Origin of the sequence: Klebsiella sp. K4 (assembly GCF_014596785.2) — a bacterium.
Classification (GTDB): domain Bacteria; phylum Pseudomonadota; class Gammaproteobacteria; order Enterobacterales; family Enterobacteriaceae; genus Klebsiella; species Klebsiella pneumoniae.
Window position 1 is genome coordinate 380,183 of sequence record NZ_CP115021.1, and the last position, 24,074, is coordinate 404,256.

General features: G+C 58.4%; 22 protein-coding genes. 14 read left to right on the top strand and 8 right to left on the bottom strand.

Annotated features, from left to right (window positions below; all coding sequences use genetic code 11):
* Positions 1-7: 7 nt before the first annotated feature.
* From hslR to IB144_RS01755, 3 genes are read right to left on the bottom strand one after another with little or no spacing between them, the layout of a single operon-like run.
* The gene (gene hslR / locus IB144_RS01745; RefSeq protein WP_065888629.1) at positions 8-409 is read right to left on the bottom strand and encodes a ribosome-associated heat shock protein Hsp15; all 402 of its coding nucleotides are present in this window, start codon (positions 407-409) and stop codon (positions 8-10) included.
* A complete protein-coding gene (gene yrfG, locus IB144_RS01750; protein ID WP_002920324.1) occupies positions 406-1,089 on the bottom strand; it encodes a GMP/IMP nucleotidase in 684 nt (227 codons plus the stop codon). Before yrfG ends, hslR begins: the two co-directional genes overlap by 4 nt.
* 60 nt (positions 1,090-1,149) lie before the next feature.
* Entirely contained in the window at positions 1,150-3,279 is a 2,130-nt protein-coding gene (locus tag IB144_RS01755) for an intracellular growth attenuator family protein (RefSeq protein ID WP_004174025.1), read from the bottom strand.
* A 320-nt stretch (positions 3,280-3,599) separates the two neighbouring features.
* Here IB144_RS01755 and nudE point away from each other — a divergent pair, with 320 nt between their 5' ends.
* Positions 3,600-4,160 (top strand): ADP compounds hydrolase NudE, encoded by a 561-nt coding sequence (gene nudE, locus IB144_RS01760; protein ID WP_002920321.1) that lies wholly within the window; start codon positions 3,600-3,602, stop codon positions 4,158-4,160.
* A gap of 53 nt (positions 4,161-4,213) precedes the next feature.
* Here the strand turns inward: nudE and mrcA are convergent, their stop codons facing one another.
* A complete protein-coding gene (gene mrcA / locus IB144_RS01765) occupies positions 4,214-6,772 on the bottom strand; it encodes a peptidoglycan glycosyltransferase/peptidoglycan DD-transpeptidase MrcA (RefSeq protein WP_004174026.1) in 2,559 nt (852 codons plus the stop codon).
* A 118-nt stretch (positions 6,773-6,890) separates the two neighbouring features.
* Here mrcA and IB144_RS01770 point away from each other — a divergent pair, with 118 nt between their 5' ends.
* From IB144_RS01770 to trpS, 12 genes are all read left to right on the top strand, one after another.
* Positions 6,891-7,691 (top strand): hypothetical protein, encoded by an 801-nt coding sequence (locus IB144_RS01770; RefSeq protein ID WP_004872583.1) that lies wholly within the window; start codon positions 6,891-6,893, stop codon positions 7,689-7,691.
* The gene (locus IB144_RS01775) at positions 7,675-8,208 is read left to right on the top strand and encodes a PilN domain-containing protein (protein ID WP_040214961.1); all 534 of its coding nucleotides are present in this window, start codon (positions 7,675-7,677) and stop codon (positions 8,206-8,208) included. The genes IB144_RS01770 and IB144_RS01775 overlap by 17 nt, the downstream gene beginning before the upstream one ends.
* Positions 8,198-8,626 (top strand): hypothetical protein, encoded by a 429-nt coding sequence (locus IB144_RS01780; protein ID WP_023342278.1) that lies wholly within the window; start codon positions 8,198-8,200, stop codon positions 8,624-8,626. Before IB144_RS01775 ends, IB144_RS01780 begins: the two co-directional genes overlap by 11 nt.
* The gene (locus tag IB144_RS01785; protein ID WP_064154109.1) at positions 8,616-8,999 is read left to right on the top strand and encodes a HofP DNA utilization family protein; all 384 of its coding nucleotides are present in this window, start codon (positions 8,616-8,618) and stop codon (positions 8,997-8,999) included. Before IB144_RS01780 ends, IB144_RS01785 begins: the two co-directional genes overlap by 11 nt.
* Entirely contained in the window at positions 8,932-10,176 is a 1,245-nt protein-coding gene (hofQ, locus tag IB144_RS01790; protein WP_040210722.1) for a DNA uptake porin HofQ, read from the top strand. The genes IB144_RS01785 and hofQ overlap by 68 nt, the downstream gene beginning before the upstream one ends.
* Before the next feature lie 270 nt (positions 10,177-10,446).
* The gene (aroK, locus tag IB144_RS01795) at positions 10,447-10,968 is read left to right on the top strand and encodes a shikimate kinase AroK (RefSeq protein ID WP_002920267.1); all 522 of its coding nucleotides are present in this window, start codon (positions 10,447-10,449) and stop codon (positions 10,966-10,968) included.
* 55 nt (positions 10,969-11,023) lie between these two features.
* A complete protein-coding gene (gene aroB, locus IB144_RS01800; protein WP_002920264.1) occupies positions 11,024-12,118 on the top strand; it encodes a 3-dehydroquinate synthase in 1,095 nt (364 codons plus the stop codon).
* Between the two features lie 84 nt (positions 12,119-12,202).
* Positions 12,203-13,483, top strand: coding sequence for a cell division protein DamX (damX, locus tag IB144_RS01805; RefSeq protein ID WP_032418314.1), 1,281 nt, complete (start codon positions 12,203-12,205; stop codon positions 13,481-13,483).
* A gap of 78 nt (positions 13,484-13,561) precedes the next feature.
* The gene (dam, locus tag IB144_RS01810) at positions 13,562-14,389 is read left to right on the top strand and encodes an adenine-specific DNA-methyltransferase (RefSeq protein ID WP_002920260.1); all 828 of its coding nucleotides are present in this window, start codon (positions 13,562-13,564) and stop codon (positions 14,387-14,389) included.
* A gap of 17 nt (positions 14,390-14,406) precedes the next feature.
* Positions 14,407-15,084 carry a ribulose-phosphate 3-epimerase gene (rpe, locus tag IB144_RS01815; protein ID WP_002920259.1) on the top strand — a complete coding sequence of 226 codons (678 nt, stop codon included), beginning with the start codon at positions 14,407-14,409 and terminating at the stop codon, positions 15,082-15,084.
* Positions 15,077-15,838 carry a phosphoglycolate phosphatase gene (gph, locus tag IB144_RS01820; RefSeq protein ID WP_004188345.1) on the top strand — a complete coding sequence of 254 codons (762 nt, stop codon included), beginning with the start codon at positions 15,077-15,079 and terminating at the stop codon, positions 15,836-15,838. The genes rpe and gph overlap by 8 nt, the downstream gene beginning before the upstream one ends.
* The gene (gene trpS / locus IB144_RS01825) at positions 15,831-16,835 is read left to right on the top strand and encodes a tryptophan--tRNA ligase (protein ID WP_002920253.1); all 1,005 of its coding nucleotides are present in this window, start codon (positions 15,831-15,833) and stop codon (positions 16,833-16,835) included. Before gph ends, trpS begins: the two co-directional genes overlap by 8 nt.
* Before the next feature lie 72 nt (positions 16,836-16,907).
* Here trpS and cysG read toward each other — a convergent pair whose 3' ends face one another.
* The 3 genes from cysG to nirB all read right to left on the bottom strand — a co-directional run bounded on the left by cysG (position 16,908) and on the right by nirB (position 21,301).
* A complete protein-coding gene (gene cysG, locus IB144_RS01830; RefSeq protein ID WP_002920252.1) occupies positions 16,908-18,281 on the bottom strand; it encodes a siroheme synthase CysG in 1,374 nt (457 codons plus the stop codon).
* Between the two features lie 153 nt (positions 18,282-18,434).
* The gene (nirD, locus tag IB144_RS01835) at positions 18,435-18,761 is read right to left on the bottom strand and encodes a nitrite reductase small subunit NirD (RefSeq protein ID WP_002920249.1); all 327 of its coding nucleotides are present in this window, start codon (positions 18,759-18,761) and stop codon (positions 18,435-18,437) included.
* Complete coding sequence (nirB, locus tag IB144_RS01840) at positions 18,758-21,301, bottom strand: nitrite reductase large subunit NirB (RefSeq protein WP_004889472.1); 2,544 nt, start codon at positions 21,299-21,301, stop codon at positions 18,758-18,760. The genes nirD and nirB overlap by 4 nt, the downstream gene beginning before the upstream one ends.
* Before the next feature lie 238 nt (positions 21,302-21,539).
* Between nirB and IB144_RS01845 the strand changes: the two genes are divergently transcribed.
* Positions 21,540-22,862 (top strand): cytosine deaminase, encoded by a 1,323-nt coding sequence (locus IB144_RS01845; protein ID WP_004174045.1) that lies wholly within the window; start codon positions 21,540-21,542, stop codon positions 22,860-22,862.
* Here IB144_RS01845 and tsgA read toward each other — a convergent pair.
* Positions 22,859-24,046, bottom strand: a complete 1,188-nt coding sequence (gene tsgA, locus IB144_RS01850) for an MFS transporter TsgA (protein WP_065888630.1) — start codon at positions 24,044-24,046, stop codon at positions 22,859-22,861. The two genes, IB144_RS01845 and tsgA, sit on opposite strands and share 4 nt — an antisense overlap.
* Positions 24,047-24,074: the final 28 nt, after the last annotated feature.

The window sequence follows — 24,074 nt, forward strand, 5'->3', positions numbered from 1 at the left end:
GCGCGAGTTATTCACTCTCGCCGTGTTTAAATCTCATCAGGTCGCGGCGCTCTTTCTTGTCCGGACGTCTGTCAGGGTGCGGCATGGTCAGGGCGTTCATTTTGCGCGCCAGGGCCATTTTTTCACGCTTCTCGATACTCTCCGCCGTCTCTTCATACAGGTTGACGGCTTCGCTTGCCGGGCGGCGCTGTTCGGTAATGCCGATAATGCGCACCGTCCGCTCGTCGTTGCCCTGGCGCATCGTCAGCATGGCGTCGAGTTCGACGATTTTTCCGGGTTTGCTACGTTGTCCGTTGTAATGCACCTTGCCGCCTTCAATCATTTCCCGCGCCAGCGCGCGGGTTTTGTAAAAGCGGGCGGCCCAAAGCCATTTGTCCAGTCTGACGGTTTCGGTGGGCTTCTCTTTCATCGCCTCTCCTTCGGGGTAAGCGAAGGGATCAGTCGTCGGTAATCATTCAGCCCCGGATGGCGCAGATACTGCTTTTCCGCCAGTCCGGAGTCAGGATTGGTAATACCCAGGCAGTAACGAATGCCAAACTCCCTCGCGGCATCCAGTATCGCCTCGCTGTCGTCGACAAACAGCGTTTTGTGCGCCTCAAGGCCAGTTTCCTCCGCCACGGCGCGCCACAGACGCTGATCCTCTTTCGGATAACCAAATGTGTGGGTGGAAAGTAATAAATCAAGGTGCGCGTCCAGGCCGGTGTGTTTGAGCTTCACCGCCAGATTGTGGGGATGGGCATTGGTCAACAGAATGCGTCGCTTACCGCAGGCCTTGAGAGCATCAAGGAACGGCACGGTATCCTCGCGCAGCGTGGCGCGCGGACCTTGTTCGCTGGTCATCGCACAAATATCCAAACCCAGGCGCTCGCTCCAGTAATCCAGACAGTACCAGTTTAGCGTATGCTGCACGGCGTGATACTCCTGGCGCATGGCCTCTTTCGCCTCCTGCAAATTGAGGCCGCGGGCGGCCCCCCAGGTTTCAGGCACCAGCGTTTGCCAGAAGTAGTTGTCGAAGGCGAGGTCCAGGAGCGTGCCGTCCATATCCAGCAGAACGGTATCGACCTCCTGCCAGGCGATATCAAAGTGCATGATGACTCTCCAGCGAGCGGAAAATGGGCGACAGGGTATCACACCCTGTCGCCGGGAAAATTAATCTTGCGAGTCAGATGAGGGGAGCAAAACCGGATTAAGGCAGCTTTCGTAATATTTCTGAATCTCTTCCATACGCTGACGATGGCGTTGATAACGACGCAGGGCCTGCACGGCGTGGTAAGCCATGCACCCCACCATTGACAGCAGCAGCAGGGTGATGCCCAGATAACGCCACAGGCCGCTGCGGTCGGGGATGCGATGCAGGTTGATATGCTGCGTGCCGTTGGCGTCAGTAAACAGGTTGGTAACGATACCTTCGGCATGGAAGGGGGTATGCATGAGCATACCGGCCAGCCGCCGCAGTTCGCCCCACTGCTCATGGGCCGGATAATCATACAGACTCACCGCCGGCCACGGCTGATTGACCAGTACGCTGCCCTCATCGCTGGCGATAAGAAAACCGCCGGGAGCCGGGCTGTTCAGCGCCTGCGCGGCCCGCGAGGTTTCGCGTATCACAAAGGGCGCGGTTGAGGTGGTCACCAGATTCTCCAGCGACTCGGCGCTGACCGGCCGCAGCAGCACGTTCACGCCATCCAGCTTGCCGGCGGTGGCGCGCTTGGTTAACGTTTCCCAGTTACGGGTATTGCCAAGATTGACCAACGCATTCTTCAGCCGCAGGCAATCATCCTTTGCCGAGCAGAGATCGTTAGTTTTCTGCACGATATCGCCGAAATCATCCAGTAGCACCATGCCTGATTTCTGAATGGCGGAGCGTAGGGCAGGGCTGACGCGGGAATCATCGTCGGTTTCCGGGTGCAGCTGGCGCTGGACGGACTGCATCAGGGCGGTCGCTTTGCTGACAATGTCAGACTCCGGCAGCGGCAGAGGAGGGGCGTCGTTCCACACAATCTGTGAACAATCGAAAGGCAGGAACGGCGAATCCTCTTTGGCGGACCAACTGCCCGGCGTGCGGATATTACACATCCCGGTACCGGTCAGGCGCAGCGTATCGCCAATGCGCACATGGGCTTTTTCCAGCTGGCTGACGGTAGTGGCTTCAATCGTTTGCGCGCCCTTCAGCCACGACAGGGTGAACTTAAACGGCATATTCAACGGTACGCTGGCCCACAGCATAATCACCACCACCAGGGCGCCGGCGGCGATAATCGCGCTGCGTAGCCAGTACTGCAGCGGGAAGTTTTTCACTTCATCATGAAGCGACAGGTAGCGTCCCTGACGGGCCACGTGGCGGTTGAGATAGATATCAATATCGGTCTGCTGCCCCAGGTCCTGGGCAATCCAGGGTTGCCAGTGGCGCGGATAGATGAGATCGATAATGCCCAGCGAGATGTTATTGATTTGCTCCTGATCGTTTTCGCCAAACAATCCCCAGCGCTTAGGGACGCCCCGCAGGCAATGGATTTCGCGCAGCGCGGCGCGACGCGGCGGGGCATAAATCCCCCACAGTCCGGCGGCGAGCAGCAACAAACCTGCGGCGACCAGCCAGGGGGTAAAGACAGCTGGCCCAATCAGGCTGAAATAAAAGAACAGAAAGGAGGCGACGATCAGGATCGCTTCGCGCAGCCCGTCCGGGCGATTCAGAGCGTGTTCTTCAGGCGTTTCCCGACGGATCTGCCGCAACTCTACCTGCTCGCTCTCTTCGCCGCGAATGGAGGCCTGGGTGGCCGAAGCGCGTTCCAGGGCGTAGCTTTGCGCTTCCTGGCGATAGTCGCTCAGGCTATGACCGTTAAGGGTGATAACCAGCGGCAGGCTGTCGGTGGGGATCAGCTCGACGCTGTTTTCATCGTTGATATGCTGTTCCCAGAACGGCGGCAGATGAACTTCAACCGAATCGAGGAAATAGCGCCATTTATTCGGCGCGTCGGTGGTGATCCCGTAGCGGGTGATGGCGCGTGTCACCGCATAGACGGTATCACTCTGTTCGTTCAGCGCCAGAGCGACAGGCGCGCTGGTCGCACCGGACGCCGGCACCTGCTGGGCGTGGCTCAACTCGGCAACATACTTCTCAATAGCCTGGCGCTCATCCGCAGGAAGCTGCCGCGTGGTAGCGTCGCTAAAGGCGTGCAGTAGGGGGAGTCGGCGGCGTCTGGCGTGAGCGCGATACCACCATCCGATGAGCAATACGCAGATTAGCAGAGCTGTAAGGAATATCAGAAAGGTGCCCATGCCCATCCCATCAAAGTTATTTTTTTCTTACGAAATCGTCGGTGAACGTGAAGACTAACGTCAAGCTGCAGTGTTAGCGGCGCACCTGCTTACAGGGTAGTGAATATGTCATGCAGCAGCGCACAAGCTTACCAAAAACGTTAAAGCGCAGAAATCGGTAAATTCTCAAAGCGAATTCAAGCTATTGACTTTTTTATCTTTATTACTTTTCCCCCTGCAGGGAAAAGGTTACAACTCTGTAAATAAGTAGCAATTTGGATTGCCGAAAGCGTGTTGCGTATCGCACAATGACTGCTTAATCACAGCATAGACCGATGACAATGAGCAAATCATTACAAAAACCCACCATTCTCAATGTTGAAACTGTCGCCCGTTCGCGCCTCTTTAATGTCGAAAGCGTCGATCTGGAGTTCAGCAACGGTGTGCGTCGCGTTTATGAACGTATGCGGCCTTCCACCCGTGAAGCGGTGATGATTGTGCCGATTGTGGATGATCACATTATTTTGATTCGTGAGTATGCTGTGGGGACGGAGTCCTACGAGCTGGGCTTCTCCAAAGGGCTGATTGATCCAGGTGAAACCGTGGATGAAGCGGCCAATCGCGAGCTGAAAGAAGAGGTTGGCTATGGCGCCAACAAGCTGACGTTTTTGAAGAAGCTCAGTATGGCCCCCTCCTACTTCTCCAGCAAAATGAATATCATGGTGGCGGAAGATCTCTATCCGGAGTCACTGCCGGGCGATGAACCTGAGCCGCTACCGCAGGTGCGCTGGCCGCTGGCGCAGCTGATGTCGCTGCTGGATGAAGAAGATTTTAACGAGGCCCGTAACGTCAGCGCGCTGTTTTTAGTGCGGGAATGGCTGCAGGCCCAGGGCCGACTCTGAACGAGCGTCCACGCTAAACAGCAATAAAAAAGCGCCCGCAGGCGCTTTTTTTGTCAGAACAATTCGTGGGTTTCACCGCCGCCGTCAGTCAGGGTGGTGCCCACCTCACGGACTGCCTGCTGGGTGGGCTGGGTTCCTTCAATAAAGTACTCCGCCCGGCTATTGCCCCCGTTCGCCAACTGACCGGTGCTGCGGTCAATATTCACCGTGACGATACCCGGCGGCGGAGTTAACGGTTCTTCCGGAACGCCTTCCAGCACGCTCTTCATAAAGCTGTCCCAGGCCGGCTGGGCGCTTTTGGCACCGCCTTCATAGCCAGAGATCTGATCTTTAATCGCTCCGGAGGCGGTGGTCCGGCCAAGATCGCGACGATGATCGTCAAAGCCGATCCAAACCGAGGTCACCACGCCCGGTCCGTAGCCTGAGAACCAGGCGTCCTTCGAGCTGTTGGTGGTCCCGGTTTTCCCACCGATGTCATGCCGCTGCAGATCGCGTCCGGCGCGCCAGCCGGTGCCCATCCAGCCCGGCTCGCCAAAGATGTTGCTGTTCAGCGCGCTCTTGATCAGGAAGGCCAGCGGTGTGTTAATCACATGCGGCGCGTATTCCTGTGCGCCGCTCTGCGCGACCAGCGACTGGTTGGCCTGCTCCAGCTGCGGCTGCGGCGGCACGTTGCCATTCTGCGGTTCCTCGGAGGTGGCGACATCTTCCACATCCTTGTTTTCCAGCACGTTGGATTTTGGCGTATCGCCGTAAATTACCGGTAAATCACACTGCGGACAGGCAATTTTCGGACGCTCCTCGAAGAGGACCCCGCCCTGATCGTTCTCAATCTTACTGATAAAGAAAGGATTGACCAGGAAGCCGCCGTTGGCCATCACCGAATAACCGCGAGCGACCTGCAGGGGCGTAAAGGAGGCTGAGCCCAGCGCCAACGATTCCGTGTGGACAATGTTCTGCGCCGGGAAGCCAAAGCGCTGCAGATACTCGGCGGCGTAGTCTACGCCCATGGCGCGCATAGCGCGCACCATCACCACGTTTTTCGACTGCCCCAGGCCCTGGCGTAAACGAATCGGACCGGCATACTGCGGCGGCGAGTTCTTCGGCCGCCAGTCGGAACCTGCGCCCGCATCCCAGCGCGAGATCGGCACATCGTTGAGCATACTTGCCAGCGTTAAGCCTTTATCCATCGCGGCGGTATAGAGGAACGGTTTAATGTTGGAGCCGACCTGGCGCAGCGCCTGGGTGGCGCGGTTGAATTTGCTCTGGTTAAAGTCAAACCCGCCGACAAGGGCAATAATCGCGCCGTTTTGCGGGTTAATGGAGACCAGCGCTGAGTTGACGTCCGGGAGCTGGGACAGCCACCAGCTGTCACCCACCTTGCGTACCCAGATCTGCTGCCCGGCCTGCACAACGTCGTTGACTTTACGCGGGGTCGCCCCTTGCTGCGTATCAGAGATAAAGCGACGGGCCCAGCGCACGCCCTCCATCGTCAGCGAAACGGAGTCGCCGTTAGCCAACAGCGCGACAGCCTCCTGGGCATTCGCGGAGGTGACCACCGCCGGGAAAAGCGGACCGTAGCCAGACTGACGCTTCAGCGAATCGACGATCTTCTTCGTCTCCCACGGCGTTTCACCGACTTTCCACAGTACGCTGGCCGGGCCGCGGTAGCCGTGACGCATATCGTAATCCAGCACGTTATTGCGTACCGCCTGCTGGGCCGCCTGCTGGTTTTTGCGGGTAATGGTGGTATAGACCCGATAACCGTCTTCGTAGGCCTGCTCGCCGTAGCGATTCACCATCTCCTGGCGCACCATTTCACTCAGGTAAGGGGCGGAGAAGGCGATTTTCGGCGCGTGATAGCTGGCGTCGATGGGTTCGCTGCGCGCCTCATCGTATTGCGCCTGGGTGATGTACCCTTCGCTCAGCATACGCGACAGCACCACGTTGCGACGGGCGGTCGCGCGATCCATCGAATAGAGCGGGTTAAAAGTGGAAGGCGCTTTCGGCAGACCGGCAATCACCGCCATCTCACTCAGGGTCAGCTGGTCGATAGGTTTGCCAAAATAGACCTGCGCCGCGGCGCCGACGCCATAGGCGCGGTAGCCGAGGTAGATCTTGTTCAGATACAGCTCAAGGATTTCATCTTTATTCAGCAACTGCTCGATGCGGATGGCCAGAAAGGCCTCTTTAATCTTACGCATCAACGTCTTCTCGGGGCTGAGAAAGAAGTTACGCGCTAACTGCTGGGTGATGGTGCTGGCGCCCTGTGAGGCGTGGCCTGAAAACATCGCCACGCTGGCGGCGCGGAAAATACCTACCGGATCGACGCCGTGGTGCTCATAGAAGCGGCTGTCTTCGGTGGCGATAAACGCTTTCACCAGCTCGGGGGGAATTTGCTGCAACGTCACAGGGATACGGCGCTTTTCGCCGTACTGCGCAATAAGCTCACCGTCGGCGCTATAGACCTGCATCGGGATCTGCAAACGCACATCCTTCAGGGTTGCGACGTCGGGGAGTTGCGGCTCTATGTATTTGTAGAGGCCAAAAATCGAGCCTGCTCCCAGCAGTACGCAACAGACTGCAAGGATCAATAGATACTTTACGAACTTCACCGGTGTTTTCCCATTTAGTTTTATTTGGGCAGTTTATAAACAAACGCGCGGTAGTATAAAGGCAAGCCAGGTGCATTGATATAGCCGGGCAGTTTTGCCGGATAAGGAGATCGTAAGCATGGCTTTCAGAAACTGGCGGCTTGGAATGCATATCCAACAGGATAGCATTGCCATTGTCGCGCTATTGCATGAACGTTCACACTGGGCGCTGCGCCGCTGGTGGCGTATCCCATTGCCGCCGGGGCTGGTACGTCAGGGAATGGTGGCGGACGTCAGCGCACTCGGTTCGCGGCTGGCCGCCTGGCGGCGGGAGCTACCGGCGCAGCATCAGGTTAGTATCGCCTTTCCCGCGGTGCGCACACTGCAAAAGCGTCTTCCGTATCCCCAGTTCGCCCTGCGGGAGCGGGAACAGGCGACGTGGGTAGCCAGCGCCATGAGCCAGCAGCTGGCAATGCCTGCCTCCGCGCTATGTATTGATTATGCGCCCACCTCGCGGGATGACGGCTGGCAGGTTACGGCGGCGCAGCGGCTGGATATCAATGTTCTGCGGGAGCTGGCAGGGCGGCTGCGGCTGCGGGTGGCGGCCATCGTACCGGATGCCAGTGCGCTCGGCGCCTTTTTCCCCTGGATGACTGCGGCAGACCAGGGCCTGGCGTGGCGGGATGAAAAGCACTGGCTGTGGGCGACCCGTGAGGCCTGGGGCAGTGACGCCTGCGCTGATGTCGGGTCCTTAAGCCAGCTGGCGGGGCAGCTTCAGGTTCCGCTGCGCCTGTGTATTGACGCGGGCGATGAGGCCAGTCGCTTTGATGTCTGGCAAGTGATTCACCGTCGGCAGCCCCCGCTGCCAGCCGATGGCGATCGTTACGCCATTGCCCTTGGGCTGGCGCTGGGAGGCGGGCGGCATGACGCATGTCGTTAATCTTCTTCCCTGGCGCGACCTGCGTCGCCGCCAGCGCCTGCGCTACGTCCTGTTGTTAACCATCGGCATTGTGCTGCTGGGCGGGATGGGCCTGCTGGTGAGCCGAACGGCGCGTCTGCAGCGCGACTTCCTGGCGACGCTTCACACGACGGCCGACGCGCAGCTGCTCGCCTCGCTTAAGCAGCGCGAGCAGGCGATGCGTGAGGCGTGGCAGCAGCATCAATGGCAGCGCCAGCAGTACCAGCGCAGATCGGCGATCGCCGCCTGGCAACCCAGGCTGCAGGCGCTGGCGGCAGATCTGCCCGCGCAGGCGTGGCTGACGCGGCTGGAGTACCAGGGCGTACTCCTCACGCTGGACGGCCTGGCCCTTAACCTGCAGGCGCTAACCAGCGTGGAGGCTGCGCTGACTCGCGTCGCGGGATTCGCGCCGGCAAAAGCCGGCGGGACCCAGCGCGACGCCGAGGGGCGTTGGCAGTTCAGTTTTACCCTGACGGGAGCGCGCGCTGATGCGGATTAACCTTCGGGGCGCCTGGACGGGGCTGCCGATCCTGCTCGCAATGGGGCTGTCGGGAGGCGGCGTGGCGCTCTGGCGCGATCTGCGCCCGCCGCAGGCGGCGGTAACCCATGATGCGGCGTTGCAAACGCAGTGGCGGCGGATCATGGCGCTGCGCATCCCCGGCGAGGAAAATCCCGGGGCGCGCATCGACACGCAGTCATTTTCGCCCATAGCTATTCCGCTCTCCGGAGCGAAGCTTATCGCCTGGCGTCCGCAGGGAAGCGGCGGCGAGATGGAGCTGACCCTGTCCTGGTCAACGGTACCCGCGCTTTTTTCCTGGCTGGCGCGCTGCGGGATGAATCCGCGTTCGTTTTCGCTGGGCCGTGAGGCGCAGACGCTCCGCCTGCGACTGCTGCTGGAGGCGGAAGATGAGCGGTAAACGCTGGATCTTCCTGTGGCTACCGCTGTCGCTGCTGGCAGCCGAGCGTGACCCTTTCCAGCCGGTTGAGGATCCCTGCCGCACGGCGCAGCTTTCGCAATGGCGCTATGGCGGGGCGGTTGGGGATGAGGCTGGCTGGACGGGGTTTCTGCAGGATGGGAACGGAAAGTGGCGACGGGTACGCATGGATGAGCAATTGCCCACGGGCTGGCGGGTGAGCCGGCTGACGGCCGGTGAGCTGGACATCGTCACGTCTTCGGGATGTGAACCGCCAGCGTGGCGCTGGCAACGTGAAGGGAAACAATATGATGCGATGGATAAGCCTGCTGCTTCTGCTGCTGCCGCTGGCGGTGGCCCCCGCCGCCCGCAATGATAAACCGGTTTCGCTGGTGATTGACGATGCGCCAGTGGCCCAGGTGCTGCAAGCCCTGGCCGAAATGAACCATAAGAACCTCGTCGTCGCGCCGGACGTCAGCGGCACGCTCTCCCTGCGTCTGCAGAAGGTTCCCTGGAGCCAGGCGCTGCGGGCGGTAGCGGATAGCGCGGGTCTCTCTTTGCAACAGCAGGGTACGGTCATCTACGCGCACACTCAGGCCTGGCAAAAGGCAAATCAGGCGCAGCGTGAAGCCGAACAGGAGAAACGCCTGCAGAATCTGCCCCTGCAGGCGGAGAGCGTGACCCTGCACTTTGCCGACGCTGAGGAGCTGGCTAAAAGCGGAGGAAAGCTGCTCAGCGCCAGGGGACACCTGATGGCGGACAAACGGACTAATCGGCTGCTGATCCGCGATGATGCCCGGCACCTGCCGGCGTTGAAGGCCTGGGCGCAGGAGATGGATCTGCCGGTCGGCCAGGTGGAGCTGGCCGCCCATATCGTGTCGATGAGCGAAACCAGCCTTCGTGAGCTGGGGGTGAAGTGGCGGCTTGCGGAAGCCGGAAGCCCGCCAGGCTCCGGGCAAATCACCACCCTAAGCAGCGATGTATCGGTAAACGATGCCAGCACCCGCGCAGGGTTTAACATCGGCAAGATCAACGGTCGCTTGCTTGAGCTGGAGCTATCCGCGCTGGAGCGCAAGCAGCAGGTCGAAATTATTGCCAGCCCGCGTTTATTGGCCTCCCACATGCAGCCTGCCAGCATCAAGCAGGGAAGCGAGATCCCCTATCAGGTTTCCAGTGGCGAAAGCGGCGCCACTTCGGTGGAGTTCAAAGAGGCGGTGCTGGGTATGGAGGTCACGCCGACGGTGCTGCAGCAGGGAAGAGTGCGGCTTAAGCTGCGAATAAGCGAGAATACGCCAGGCCAGGTGCTGAAGCAGGAAAACGGCGAAGCGCTGGCCATCGATAAGCAGGAGATAGAGACCATGGTGGAAGTTCGCAGCGGCGAGACTTTAGCGTTGGGCGGCATCTTTTCGCAGAAAAACAAAACCGCCCGCGACAGCGTCCCGCTGCTTGGCGATATCCCGGTACTGGGACGTCTGTTTCGTCGTGACGGGAAAGATAATGAACGTCGCGAACTGGTTGTCTTTATTACGCCACGGATTCTGGCAGTACGTTAAGCAGGTTTTTCATGCTAAACACGTTTCAGGTGTTTGACGTGAGGACGGATTTAGCATACAAGGGGTACCGATTTGAGAGTCGGGTACGACATCAATCCTCCCTTTATTGTCCGGCGATTTTATTCAGTTGCCAAACCAGCCGGAGTATTGAGATAATTTTTAGTCTGACTCTCGCTCTATTGCATATGAGGTTTCAGTTCATGCCCTGCGGCGCTGGGTGTCTGCGAAGCGGGTTTATCATTAACGAATAGTCTTAGTAGTACCGAAAAAATGGCAGAGAAACGCAATATCTTTCTGGTTGGGCCTATGGGTGCCGGCAAAAGCACTATTGGGCGCCAGTTAGCCCAACAGCTCAACATGGAATTTTACGATTCTGATCAAGAGATTGAGAAACGCACTGGCGCTGATGTGGGCTGGGTCTTCGATGTTGAAGGCGAAGAAGGCTTCCGCGACCGTGAAGAGAAAATTATCAATGAGTTGACGGAAAAACAGGGGATTGTGCTGGCGACTGGCGGCGGCTCTGTAAAATCCCGTGAAACGCGTAACCGTCTCTCCGCCCGCGGCGTGGTGGTCTACCTGGAAACTACGATCGAGAAGCAGTTGGCCCGTACGCAGCGCGATAAAAAGCGTCCTTTGCTACAAGTCGATGCGCCGCCTCGTGAAGTGCTGGAAGCGCTGGCTGACGAGCGTAACCCGCTGTATGAAGAGATCGCCGATGTGACTATCCGCACAGACGATCAGAGTGCGAAAGTCGTCGCGAACCAGATTATTCATATGCTGGAAAGCAACTGATTCTGGCTTAATAAAAGTGCGTCAGAGTAATAGTCATTGAGGTGGATGTCGCGTTATGGAGAGGCTTACTGTTACCCTCGGGGAACGTAGTTACCCGATTACCATCGCGGCTGGTTTGTTTAACGATCCAGCTTCCTTCCTGCCACTCAAGTCGGGCGACCAGGCTATGCTGGTCACCAACGAAACGCTGGCGCCGCTTTATCTGGATACCGTCCGCTCTGCGCTGGAGCAGTCAGGGGTCAACGTTGACAGCGTCATTCTGCCAGACGGCGAGCAATACAAAAGCCTGGCGGTGATGGATACCGTGTTTACTGCGCTGTTGCAAAAACCACATGGCCGCGACACCACTCTGGTGGCGCTTGGCGGGGGGGTGATCGGTGATTTAACCGGTTTCGCCGCGGCAAGCTATCAGCGCGGCGTGCGTTTCATCCAGGTCCCTACCACCCTGTTGTCGCAGGTCGACTCGTCGGTCGGCGGCAAAACCGCAGTGAACCACCCTCTCGGCAAAAACATGATTGGCGCCTTCTGGCAGCCGGTTTCCGTGGTAGTTGATCTTAACTGTCTGAAAACTCTGCCGAAGCGCGAGCTCGCTTCCGGACTGGCTGAGGTCATCAAGTACGGGGTGATCCTGGATGGTGAATTCTTCAGCTGGCTGGAAAACAACATTGATGCGCTGCTGGCGCTGGACGATACCGCCATGGCGTACTGCATTCGCCGCTGCTGTGAACTGAAAGCGGAGGTTGTGGCAGCCGACGAGCGTGAAACCGGGTTACGTGCTTTACTCAATCTTGGACATACCTTCGGCCATGCTATCGAAGCGGAAATGGGCTACGGTAACTGGCTGCATGGCGAAGCGGTGGCGGCAGGTATGGTGATGGCGGCACGCACGTCCGAACGGCTGGGGCAGTTCCGCGCGCAGGATACTCAGCGCATTATCGATCTGCTCAAGCGTGCAGGCTTACCGGTACGCGGCCCGCAGGAAATGAGTGCGCAGGCGTATTTGCCCCATATGATGCGCGATAAAAAGGTACTGGCTGGCGAAATGCGGCTGGTGCTCCCGCTCGCAATAGGAAGCAGCGAGCTGCGCGGCGGAGTGCCGCACGATGTGGTTCTTGGCGCGATTGCTGATACTCAGCAGGCGCAACAATAAGAAGGTCTGGCCGCGTTCGCGCGGCGTTATCATTTCGGGTGATGTGCAATAATCGTGAGCATAAGCCTTTTAGTGGGGTGTTAAATGGATGATTTCAAACCAGAAGACGATATGAAAGCCGATCGCAACGATCGTCGTGCTGGTCGTTCCCGTCAGTCTTCCGAGCGTGATGCCGATCCGCAGATCAATTTTGACGATGTTGATCTTGATGCCGATGAAGGCCGTCCGACGCGCGCTGGTAAGGCCCGTCGCGAGCGTGAAGAGGAAGAGTTCGAAGAAGAACTGGATGCGCAAGACGAGGAGATGCTCGAAGAGCAGCCTGTAGAGCGTCGTCCGCGCAAGCGTAAAAAAGCGCCGGCCAAACCGGCCTCCCGCCAGTACATCATGATGGGTGTGGGGATTCTGGTGCTGCTGCTGTTGATCGTGGGCATCGGTTCCGCACTGAAATCGCCATCATCTTCCAGCCAGCAGACCGCTTCCGGCGAGAAGAGCATTAATCTGTCTGACGACCAGTCCGCCAGCATGCCTGCTGCCGGCCAGGACCAGACTGCCGCCGCTAACAGCACCTCACAGCAGGACGTAACGGTACCGCCTATTGCCGCGAACCCGACGCAGGGCCAGGCAGCGGTTGCGCCGCAGGGCCAGCAGCGTATCGAAGTTCAGGGCGATCTGAACAATGCGTTGACCCAGCAGCAGGGCCAACTGGACGGCGCCGTGGCTAACTCGACGCTGCCGACTGAACCGGCTACCGTCGCGCCAATCCGGAATGGCGCCAATGGCACCGCGGCGCCGCGCCAGGCGACCGAGCGTCAGACAGCAGCGACCCCGCGTCCGGCTGAACGTAAGCATACCGTTATCGAAGCGAAGCCGCAGTCGAAGCCACAGGCCGTGGCGAAAACGCCGGTAGAATCGAAGCCGGTCCAGCCGAAGCATGTTGAAAGCACGGCGACCACCGCTCCGGCGAAAACGTCCGTCAGCGAAAGCAAACCGGTGGCCACCGCTCAGAGCAAACCGACCACGACGACCGCAGCGGCAACGGCAGCTGCGGCAGCGCCGGCAGCGAAGACCGGGAAGACGGCAGGTGACGTCAGCTCAATGAAAACTGCGCCGTCGGGTCACTATACTCTGCAGCTCAGCAGCTCCTCTAACTACGACAACCTCAACAACTGGGCGAAGAAAGAGAAGCTGGATAAATATGTTGTCTATGAAACGTCGCGTAACGGCCAACCATGGTACGTGCTGGTGAGCGGTATCTATGCATCGAAAGATGAAGCGAAACGTGCTGTCACCTCGCTGCCGGCGGACGTGCAGGCGAAAAATCCATGGGCAAAACCGCTGCATCAGGTTCAGGCTGACCTGAAATAATGCCGTGGGGTAGTCTTAAGCGCAGGATGCTGTCGGAGCTTTCTCCACAGCCGGAGAACGTGTAATTAGTTAGGCAGCATGAAAAAGAATCGCGCTTTTCTGAAGTGGGCAGGGGGAAAGTTCCCCCTGCTTGACGATATTAAAAAGCATTTGCCGGAAGGCGAGTGCTTGATCGAGCCCTTTGTGGGCGCCGGGTCGGTATTTCTTAATACCGACTTTTCTCGTTATATCCTCGCGGATATCAACAGTGACTTAATCGGCCTGTACAACATCGTCAAACTGCGCACCGACGAATACGTCGCCGCCGCCCGTGAGATGTTTACCCCGGAAAATAACGTCGCTGAGCGCTACTACCTGTATCGTGATGAATTTAACCAAAGCCAGGATCCGCTGCGTCGCGCGGTGCTGTTCCTGTATTTGAACCGTCACGGCTACAATGGCCTGTGCCGCTACAATCTGCGCGGCGAGTTCAATGTGCCGTTTGGCCGTTATAAAAAGCCCTATTTCCCCGAAGCTGAGCTCTATCATTTCGCCGAGAAGGCGCAAAACGCCGAGTTTTACTGCGAATCTTACGAAGAGTGCATGCAACGTGCGGATAGCCGCACAGTGGTGTATTGCGATCCGCCCTATGCGCCGCTAACGGCGACGGCGAACTTTACCGCCTACCACACCAACAGTTTCAACCTGGAACAACAGGTACTGCTGGCGCAAAAGGCGGAATCGCTGATGAAAAAGCGCATCCCGGTGCTGATTTCCAACCACCGCACGCCGCTGACGCAGGAATGGTATAAAAACGCGGCAGAAACGCATATTGTGAAGGTGCGGCGCAGCATCAGCAGCAACGGTGGTACGCGTAAAAAGGTGGACGAGCTATTAGCGCTCTACCGTCCGCCTAAGACCAAATAAATTTCAAGGAGATGCGGATGAAGCAGTATTTGATTGCCCCTTCGATTCTGTCGGCTGATTTTGCCCGTCTGGGTGAGGATACCGCGAAGGCGCTGGCGGCGGGTGCGGATGTCGTGCACTTCGACGTGATGGACAACCACTACGTGCCAAACCTGACGATTGGCCCGATGGTGCTGAAGTCACTGCGTAATTACGGTATTACCGCGCCAATCGACGTTCACCTGATGGTGAAGCCGGTCGACCGCATCATTCCTGATTTTGCCGAAGCCGGCGCCAGCATTATCACCTTCCATCCGGAAGCCTCCGAACACGTCGATCGCAGCCTGCAGCTTATCAAAGAGCACGGCTGTAAAGCGGGCCTGGTGTTTAACCCGGCGACGCCGCTGAGCTACCTCGATTACGTGATGGATAAGCTGGACGTGATCCTGCTGATGTCGGTTAACCCGGGCTTTGGCGGCCAGTCCTTTATTCCCCAGACGCTGGATAAACTGCGTGAAGTGCGCCAGCGCATCGATGCGTCCGGCTACGACATCCGCCTCGAAGTGGATGGCGGCGTGAAAGCCAGCAATATCGGCGAAATCGCCGCGGCGGGTGCGGATATGTTTGTTGCCGGTTCGGCGATCTTCGGTCAGCCGGACTACAAGCAAGTCATTGATCAAATGCGTAGTGAATTAGCGAAGGTGAGTCATGGATAAATTACAGGCGATCCGCGGCATCGCATTTGATCTCGACGGCACGCTGGTGGACAGCGCGCCGGGTCTAACCTCGGCGGTTGATAACGCCCTGTACGCCCTGGAGCTGCCGGTGGCGGGAGAAGAACGCGTTATCACCTGGATCGGTAACGGCGCCGATGTCCTGATGGAGCGGGCGCTTACCTGGGCTCGTCAGGAGCGAGCAACGTTACGTGCGGCGATGGGTAAGCCTTCCGTCGACGATCATGATATTCCGCAAGACGAGCAGCTGCGCATTTTGCGTAAACTGTTTGACCGCTATTACGCCGAAGCGGCGGAAGAGGGCAGTTTCCTGTTCCCGGCGGTGGCCGATACGCTCGGCGCGCTGCATGCCAAAGGCCTGCCGCTGGCGCTGGTTACCAATAAGCCGACGCCGTTTGTCGCCCCGCTGTTGGACGCGCTCGATATTGCGAAATATTTTACCGTGGTGATTGGCGGCGATGACGTGCAGAATAAAAAGCCGCATCCGGAACCGCTGCTGCTGGTGGCGGAAAAGCTCTCTCTGGCTCCAGCCGAGCTGCTGTTTGTCGGCGATTCGCGCAATGATATTCAGGCGGCCAAAGCGGCAGGCTGCTGCTCTGTTGGTCTGACCTACGGTTATAACTATGGTGAACCGCTTGCGCTGAGCGAGCCGGACTATCTCTTCGACCAGTTTAACGAACTCTTACCCGCTCTCGGGTTACCGCACAGTGAAACTCAGGAATTGAAACATGACTAAGCCCATCGTTTTTAGTGGCGCACAGCCCTCAGGTGAACTGACCATTGGCAACTATATGGGTGCGCTGCGTCAGTGGGTAAACATGCAGGACGATTACCACTGCATCTATTGCATCGTGGACCAGCACGCCATCACCGTGCGCCAGGATCCGCAGCAGCTGCGCAAGGCGACGCTGGACACCCTGGCGCTGTATCTGGCCTGCGGCATCGACCCGCAGAAAAGCACTATCTTCGTGCAGTCGCACGTGCCGGAACATGCCCAGCTAGGCTGGGCGCTGAACTGCTACACCTATTTCGGCGAACTGAGCCGCATGACTCAGTTTAAAGACAAGTCAGCGCGCTACGCGGAGAACATCAACGCCGGTCTGTTTGATTATCCGGTACTGATGGCCGCTGACATTCTGCTGTACCAGACCAACCAGGTTCCGGTGGGCGAAGATCAGAAACAGCACCTTGAGCTAAGCCGCGATATCGCCCAGCGTTTTAACGCCATCTACGGCGATATTTTTAAAGTGCCTGAGCCGTTTATCCCTAAATCCGGCGCGCGCGTGATGTCGCTGCTGGAGCCGACGAAAAAGATGTCCAAGTCCGACGACAACCGCAACAACGTCATCGGCCTGCTGGAAGATCCGAAATCGGTGGTCAAGAAGATTAAACGTGCGGTCACCGACTCCGACGAGCCGCCGGTAGTGCGTTACGATCTGAAAGAGAAAGCGGGCGTCTCCAACCTGCTGGATATCCTCTCCGCGGTTACCGGGAAAACTATTCCTGAGCTGGAACAGCATTTTGAAGGCAAAATGTATGGCCACCTGAAAGGCGAAGTCGCCGAAGCGGTATCGGGCATGCTGATTGACCTGCAGGAGCGCTATCACCGTTTCCGTAACGACGAAGCGTTTCTCAATCAGGTGATGAAAGACGGCGCGGAAAAGGCCAGCGCGCGGGCTTCTCAAACCCTGAAAGCGGTATACGAAGCGATTGGCTTTGTCGCCAAGCCGTAAGCGACGCAACAGCTAAAAGGGCGGGATGCTATCCCGCCCTTTTTTATGCCTGTCGCTTTATGGGAGGCAAGGTTAATGGTTCGAAAACCAGTTCAGTTTATCCCGCAGACCGACCACGCGGCCGACGATGATCAGCGCCGGGCTGGCCATCTGCTGCGCCAGAATATCCAGTTGTCCTAAGGTGCCGCTGACCACTTTTTGCGTCACAGCGGTGCCGTTCTCGACGATGGCGGCGGGCATATCTTCAGCCATGCCGTGAGCGATAAGCTTCTCGCGGATCGCCGGCGCCTGGTTCAGACCCATGTAGAACACCAGGGTTTGCTTCTCCACCGCCAGGTTCGCCCAGTCCAGCTCGCCGCCGGTTTTCAGGTGGCCAGTGACCAGGCGGACGCCCTGCGCGAAATCGCGGTGGGTCAAGGGGATCCCCGAATAAGCGGAGCAGCCGGAGGCGGCGGTAATTCCAGGCACAACGGAGAAGGGGATGCCCGCCTCGCAAAGCGTCTCCAGCTCTTCCCCCCCGCGGCCAAAGATAAAGGGATCGCCGCCTTTCAGCCGGACCACGCGTCTTCCTTTTTGCGCTTCGCGCAGCAGGATCTGGTTGATCTCCTCCTGCGGGACGCAGTGGTAGCCTGAGCGCTTGCCGACGAATACCCGATCGGCATCGCGGCGTACCAGATTCATGATGTCATCGGAGACCAGCCGATCATAGACCACCACGTCAGCCTGCTGGATCTGCTGCAGGCCTTTGAGCGTGAGCAGCCCGGCGTCACCGGGGCCGGCGCCAACCAGCACCACCTCGCCGCGATGCTCCAACGGCTCCGTCAGCAACTGCTCAGTGGTATCCGCGACTGCCTGCCGATCGTCATTAGCCAGCGACTGCGCCAGACGGTCGTTCACAAACAGCTTCTCCCAGAAGCGGCGACGCTCGCCTACGGTGGCAAACTGCTGCTTAACCCGCGCGCGCAGATGGCCGGCATAGCGGGCCAGCTGGCCGAGATGCAGGGGCAGAATTGACTCCAGTTTCTCGCGCAGCAGGCGCGCCAGAACCGGTGATGTCCCGCCCGAGGAGACGGCGACCATCAGCGGCGAGCGATCGATGATCGACGGCATGATAAAGCTGGCCTGGCGCGGGGCATCCACCACGTTACAGAAGATACGCCGCGCTTCGGCCGCCTCGCTAACCTGCTGGTTGACCGTCTCATCATCAGTAGCGGCGATGGCCAGCCAGCAGTTATCCAGCAGCGAGGGGATAAACTCCCCCTGCACCAGAGTTAGCATCTGTGAATCAGCCCACACCTGAAACTGGGGCGTGAAGTCGAGCGCATTGACCGTGACGTTAGCGCCAGCATCCAGCAGCAGACGGGCTTTGCGTTCGGCGACATCCCCGCCGCCAACCAGTAAACAATCGCGCTGGCGCAACTGGCAGAATATGGGTAAGTGATCCACAGAATAACCTCATAAAAATAAGGGGTAGAAAACGAGTGGTCGTAGAATAGCAGCAAAGGTAATACAAAACATGCGACATATCCCGCACTCATGCGCTGTCGGTCAGAACTGTTACTTATATCTCCCCCCGTGGCCGGGGGGAGGGAGAAGGACTTACGCTTTAAGCTGAACGTGTCCGTCTTTCACGCGGGCGTCGAAGCGGGCGATAGAGTGGCTGGCATCTTCCATGCACAGGCCGTCGCTCAGGCGGAAGCGCTGTTTTTTCAGCGGGCTGGCGACCCATAGCGCGCCGTCATGCTCGGCGATAATCCCGCGAGACAGCACGCTGGCGTTGAAGAACGGATCAATGTTGCTGATGGCGAATACCCTGTCGTCATGGTAGGGACGGAAGATCGCCACCTGCTGCTGACCGAGCAGGGCGCAGACGCCGGTGGCCGGCAGGATGTCGTCGATGCTGCAGATATTTACCCACTGGCTCATGCTTTTTCCTCCACCAGAGTAACCGGGATACGCTCATACGGCGTGGCCGGGCGGTGCTGGTCACGTTCGGGCACCACCTGAACGTTCGGGTCGCGCTGGTCGCTATTGATAAAGTGTTTGAAGCGGGTCTGCGCCGCCGGGTTGTTGACGGTCTCGGTCCACTCGCAGGCGAAGGCGGCGCGCAGGCGAGCCAGCTCTTCTTCCAGATGGTCGTTCAGACCGAGCTTGTCATCGATGATGACGCTGCGCAGATAGTCGATACCGCCTTCCATATTGTCCAGCCACGGGGCAGTGCGGGTCAGCTTATCGGCGGTGCGGATGTAGAACATCATAAAGCGGTCGAGATATTTGATGAGCGTCTCGCGATCGAGGTCCGCGGCCAGTAGATCGGCGTGGCGCGGTTTCATCCCGCCGTTACCGCACACGTACAGGTTCCAGCCTTTCTCGGTGGCGATGATCCCGACGTCTTTGCCCTGAGCCTCGGCACATTCGCGGGTGCAGCCGGAGACGCCGAACTTCATTTTGTGCGGGGTGCGGATGCCTTTGTAGCGGTTTTCCAGTTCTACGCCGAAGCCGACGCTGTCGCCAACGCCGTAGCGGCACCAGGTACTGCCGACGCAGGTTTTCGCCATACGTAACGCTTTGGCGTACGCATGGCCGGTTTCGAATCCCGCTTCAATCAGCTGCCGCCAGATCTCCGGCAGGTCGTCTTTCTGCGCGCCAAACAGGCCGATGCGCTGAGAGCCGGTGATTTTGGTGTACAGATTGAATTCACGCGCGATACGGCCCACGGCGACCAGCCCTTCCGGCGTGATTTCGCCGCCAGCTGAGCGCGGGATCACCGAATAGGTACCATCTTTCTGAATGTTGGCGAGGAAGTTGTCGTTGCTGTCCTGCAGCGGCGTGTGCTGCGGCTTGAGGATGTACTCATTCCAGCAGGAGGCCAGCAGGGAACCGACGGTCGGCTTACAGACTTCACAGCCGTAGCCCTGACCGTGTTTTTCCAGCAGCTCGTCGAAGGTTTTGATGCCTTCCACGCGGATCAGGTGGAACAGTTCCTGGCGAGAGTAGGCGAAGTGTTCGCACAGATTGTTGTTGACCTCGATGCCCTGTTTCGCCAGCTCGGCGTTGAGCACCTGAGTGACCAGCGGAATACAGCCCCCGCAGCCGGTCCCGGCTTTGGTTTCCGCTTTCAGCGCCGCCACGGTGTGGCAGCCTTTATTGATAGCGGCGATCAGGTCGCCTTTGCTGACGTCGAAGCAGGAACAGATCTGCGCGCTGTCCGGCAGTTTATCCACGCCGATGGACGGCTTGCCGCTGCCGGCGTGGGCCGGGAGGATCAGCGAATCCGGGTTTTCCGGCAGCTCGATGGCGTTGAGCACCAGCTGCAGCAGATTGCCGTAGTCGCTGGTATCGCCGACCAGCACCGCGCCGAGCAGCGTTTTGTTGTCGGCGCTGACGATCAGGCGCTTATAAACTTCTTTGCTTTCGTCGAGATAGACGTAGCTACGGGCGCCCGGCGTGCGGCCGTGGGCATCGCCGATCCCGCCCACGTCCACACCCAACAGCTTCAGCTTGGCGCTGAGGTCGGCGCCGGTGAAGCTATTTTCACTGCCGAGGAGATGGTCGACGGCCACCTGGGCCATTTTATAGCCGGGGGCGACCAGACCGTAGACGCGGTTGTTCCAGCTGGCGCATTCCCCGATGGCATAGATATCCGGATCGGAGGTCTGGCAGCTATCGTTGACCATGATGCCGCCGCGCTGGGCGACCGCCAGCCCGCACTGGGTGGCCAGCTTATCGCGCGGGCGGATCCCGGTTGAGAAGACGATGAAATCGACCTGCAGCTCGCTACCGTCGGCGAAGTGCATGGTTTTGCGCGCCTCGGTGCCCTGCTGAACAATCTCTTTGGTGTTTTTGCTGGTGTGAACTTTCACGCCCATGCTTTCGATTTTGCGCCGCAACTGCTCGCCGCCCATCTGGTCGAGCTGTTCGGCCATCAGCATCGGCGCGAATTCGATAACATGGGTTTCCACGCCGAGGTTTTTCAACGCGCCGGCCGCTTCCAGGCCGAGCAGGCCGCCGCCGACTACCGCGCCGCGTTTGCTGCGGCGGGCGCAGGATTCGATGGCGTTAAGATCTTCAATAGTGCGATAGACGAAGCAATCCTGGGTTTCCGCGCCTTTAATCGGCGGGATCCACGGGTATGAGCCGGTCGCCATAATCAGCTTGTCGTAGAACACGGTACGCCCGGCGCTGGAGTGGATCACTTTCTCCTGGCGGTTGATGGTGATCGCCCGTTCGCCGACCAGCACCTTGACGCCGTGTTTCTCATAGAAACCTTCGCGTACCAGCGACAGTTCTTCCGCAGTGTGATGGGAGAAATAAGACGACAGGTGGACGCGGTCGTAGGCGATACGCGGTTCTTCACAGAACACGGTAATGTCGAACTGTCCGGCAGGCGCCTTATCGAGAAGCTCTTCGATAAAGCGATGGCCAACCATGCCGTTACCGATAATAGCGATTCTGACTTTGCTCATTTTTGCCTCGATTTCTTTTCTATTACCGCCTACCTTAACGATTCAGCCATCAGGCTTATTGATGCAAATCAATGACAACTTCACCTACCACTTAATGGGTATGCGTTTGATTTGTCAGTATTTTTATAAGTCATGGAAAACGCTGACTTTTCCTTTTTGCTGATTTTGTGTACAAGAATTGGGTAAGCCGCGATTGGGGTTAGACAGAAAACAAGCCGTATTGAATAGAGAGGGTGATATGACAGCAGCGCCGCTTTGGTTGATTCAGAACGTACGCCTGGCAGACCGCGACGGCCTGTGGCAAATAGCCATTGATAAGGGCCGCTTTGGCGCGATCACGCCGATGGGGGAGGCGCACGATGAAAGCTATGAGGTATTGAACGCTCGCGGCGGGCTAGCGATCCCGCCTTTTATCGAGCCGCATATCCATCTGGATACCACCCAGACGGCCGGCGAGCCGAACTGGAATCAGTCCGGTACTCTGTTCGAGGGGATTGAGCGCTGGGCGGAGCGGAAAGCGCTGCTCAGCCATGAGGACGTCAAAGCCCGGGCGTGGAAAACCCTGAAGTGGCAGATCGCCAATGGCGTGCAGTTTGTCCGCACTCATGTCGATGTTTCCGATCCCACGTTAACGGCGCTGAAGGCGATGCTGGAGGTCAAACAGGAGGTGGCGCCATGGGTCGAGTTACAGATTGTCGCTTTTCCACAGGAGGGGATCCTCTCTTACCCCAACGGCGAGGCGCTGCTGGAGGAGGCCCTCAAGCTGGGGGCGGACGTCGTCGGGGCGATCCCGCATTTTGAGTTCACCCGTGAATATGGTGTGGAATCGCTGCATATCGCCTTCCGTCTGGCGCAGCAATATGACCGCCCACTGGATATTCACTGCGATGAAATTGACGATGAGCAGTCGCGCTTTGTTGAAACCGTTGCCGCGCTGGCGCTGAAAGCGGGGATAGGGCCGCGGGTAACGGCCAGCCATACCACCGCTATGCACTCCTATAATGGCGCTTATACCTCGCGTCTGTTCCGCTTGCTTAAGCTCTCCGGCATCAACTTTGTCGCCAATCCGCTGGTGAATATTCATCTGCAGGGCCGGTTTGACGACTACCCGAAGCGACGGGGCATTACCCGGGTGAAGGAGCTGTTGGCGGCGGGGATCAACGTTTGCTTTGGTCATGATGACGTCTTTGACCCGTGGTACCCGCTGGGGACCGGCAATATGCTGCAGGTCCTGCATATGGGGCTCCATGTTTGCCAGCTGATGGGCTACCAGCAGATCAACGACGGCTTGCAGCTTATCACTGACAACAGCGCCCGCACGTTTGGCCTCGAGGATTACGGCATTGTCAGCGGCAACCCGGCTAACCTGATCATTCTCCCGGCGGAGAATGGCTTTGAGGCCGTCCGCTGCCAGGTGCCGGTGCGCTGGTCAATTCGCCAGGGAAGGGTGATCGCGACCACCCAGCCGGCGCAAAGCTGGATCCAAACTGACCGCGGTGGCGAGGAGCTTTCTTTTATGAGGAACAGCCCCCTTGCGGATGCAAAGGGGCCGAAGGCTTAGTGAGACGCCGCCTGAGCGTTGTTCTGGCGATGACGGGAGACGAAGCCGAGGATAAAGCACATTACGAATACCACGGCATAGAGGCCGTTAGCGGTGTGCAGCGCGGCCAGGGGACCGCTGGCCGCCACAATCGGGCCGGTGACCACGAAAGTGAGCATGGTGCCGATGGTGCCGCAGGTGAGGATAAAGTTCACCAGCTTCGGCGAAGCGACCCGCGTCTGCTGCGAACCGAGCGTAATGATCGAGGTGTAAATGGCGCTGGAGAAGAAGCCCAGGGTCAGAATAAACCACGGCATATGCTCCGGCGAACCATTGATAAACAGGTACATCAGCACCGTCGCGAGCCCGGCGAGGACGGTTAAGATACGCTGCAGGTCGAAGAAGCGCAGGATGAAGCTGAATGACCACATGCCGATCATGTAGGACATCCAGAAATCGCTCACCAGTTTACCGGCGTCGCCGAGGCTCATGCCCAGGCTCTTCGCATATTCCGGTACCCAGGAGATAAAGCCCAGCTGACCGAGGATGTAGCACAGCGCCGCAACGGAGAGGAACAGTACGCCAATGCCCCACTTCTCTTTCACCACCGGCTGGCTGTTTTCACTCTGGGCTTTTTTGCCCAGCACCGGGAAATCACAGCCGAAAGTCAGGACGAAAATAGCGACATACACCAGACCAATACAGGCGTAGACCCAGTACCACTCGATGCTGCGCGCCAGCAGGACGGCGGCGATCATCGGGAAAATCATGCCCGCCATGCTAAAGAAGGAGTCGGTAAACAGCAGACGCGCCCCGCGCTGACGGCCTTCATACATATGGGTGATCAGGAAGGTCCCGATCGACATGGTGATCCCGCTCACCAGGCCAAGAACGAACATTGACGCGGAGAACAGCGCCAGGCTGTGGCTGAGCATCAGGCCGGCCACCGCCAGCACCATCAAAATAAAGCCAAAGCGCAGCTGAGTTTTCAGCGGCACGATTTCCATCAGCCAGGCATTGAGGAAGATGGAGATAAGAATACCGGCGTTCAGAAAGGTAAAGGTGTTGCTCATACTGGAAACGGGCAGATGGAAATAATCCGCAATGTTACCCATCACCATCCCGGTGACGATCACCAACGCGCCGGTCAGGGCGTAGGAGAAGAAGCTGATCCATGTGAGCTTAATACGGTTGCTGTTAGTCATGACTGGCCTGTGAATAGAAAGGTAAAGC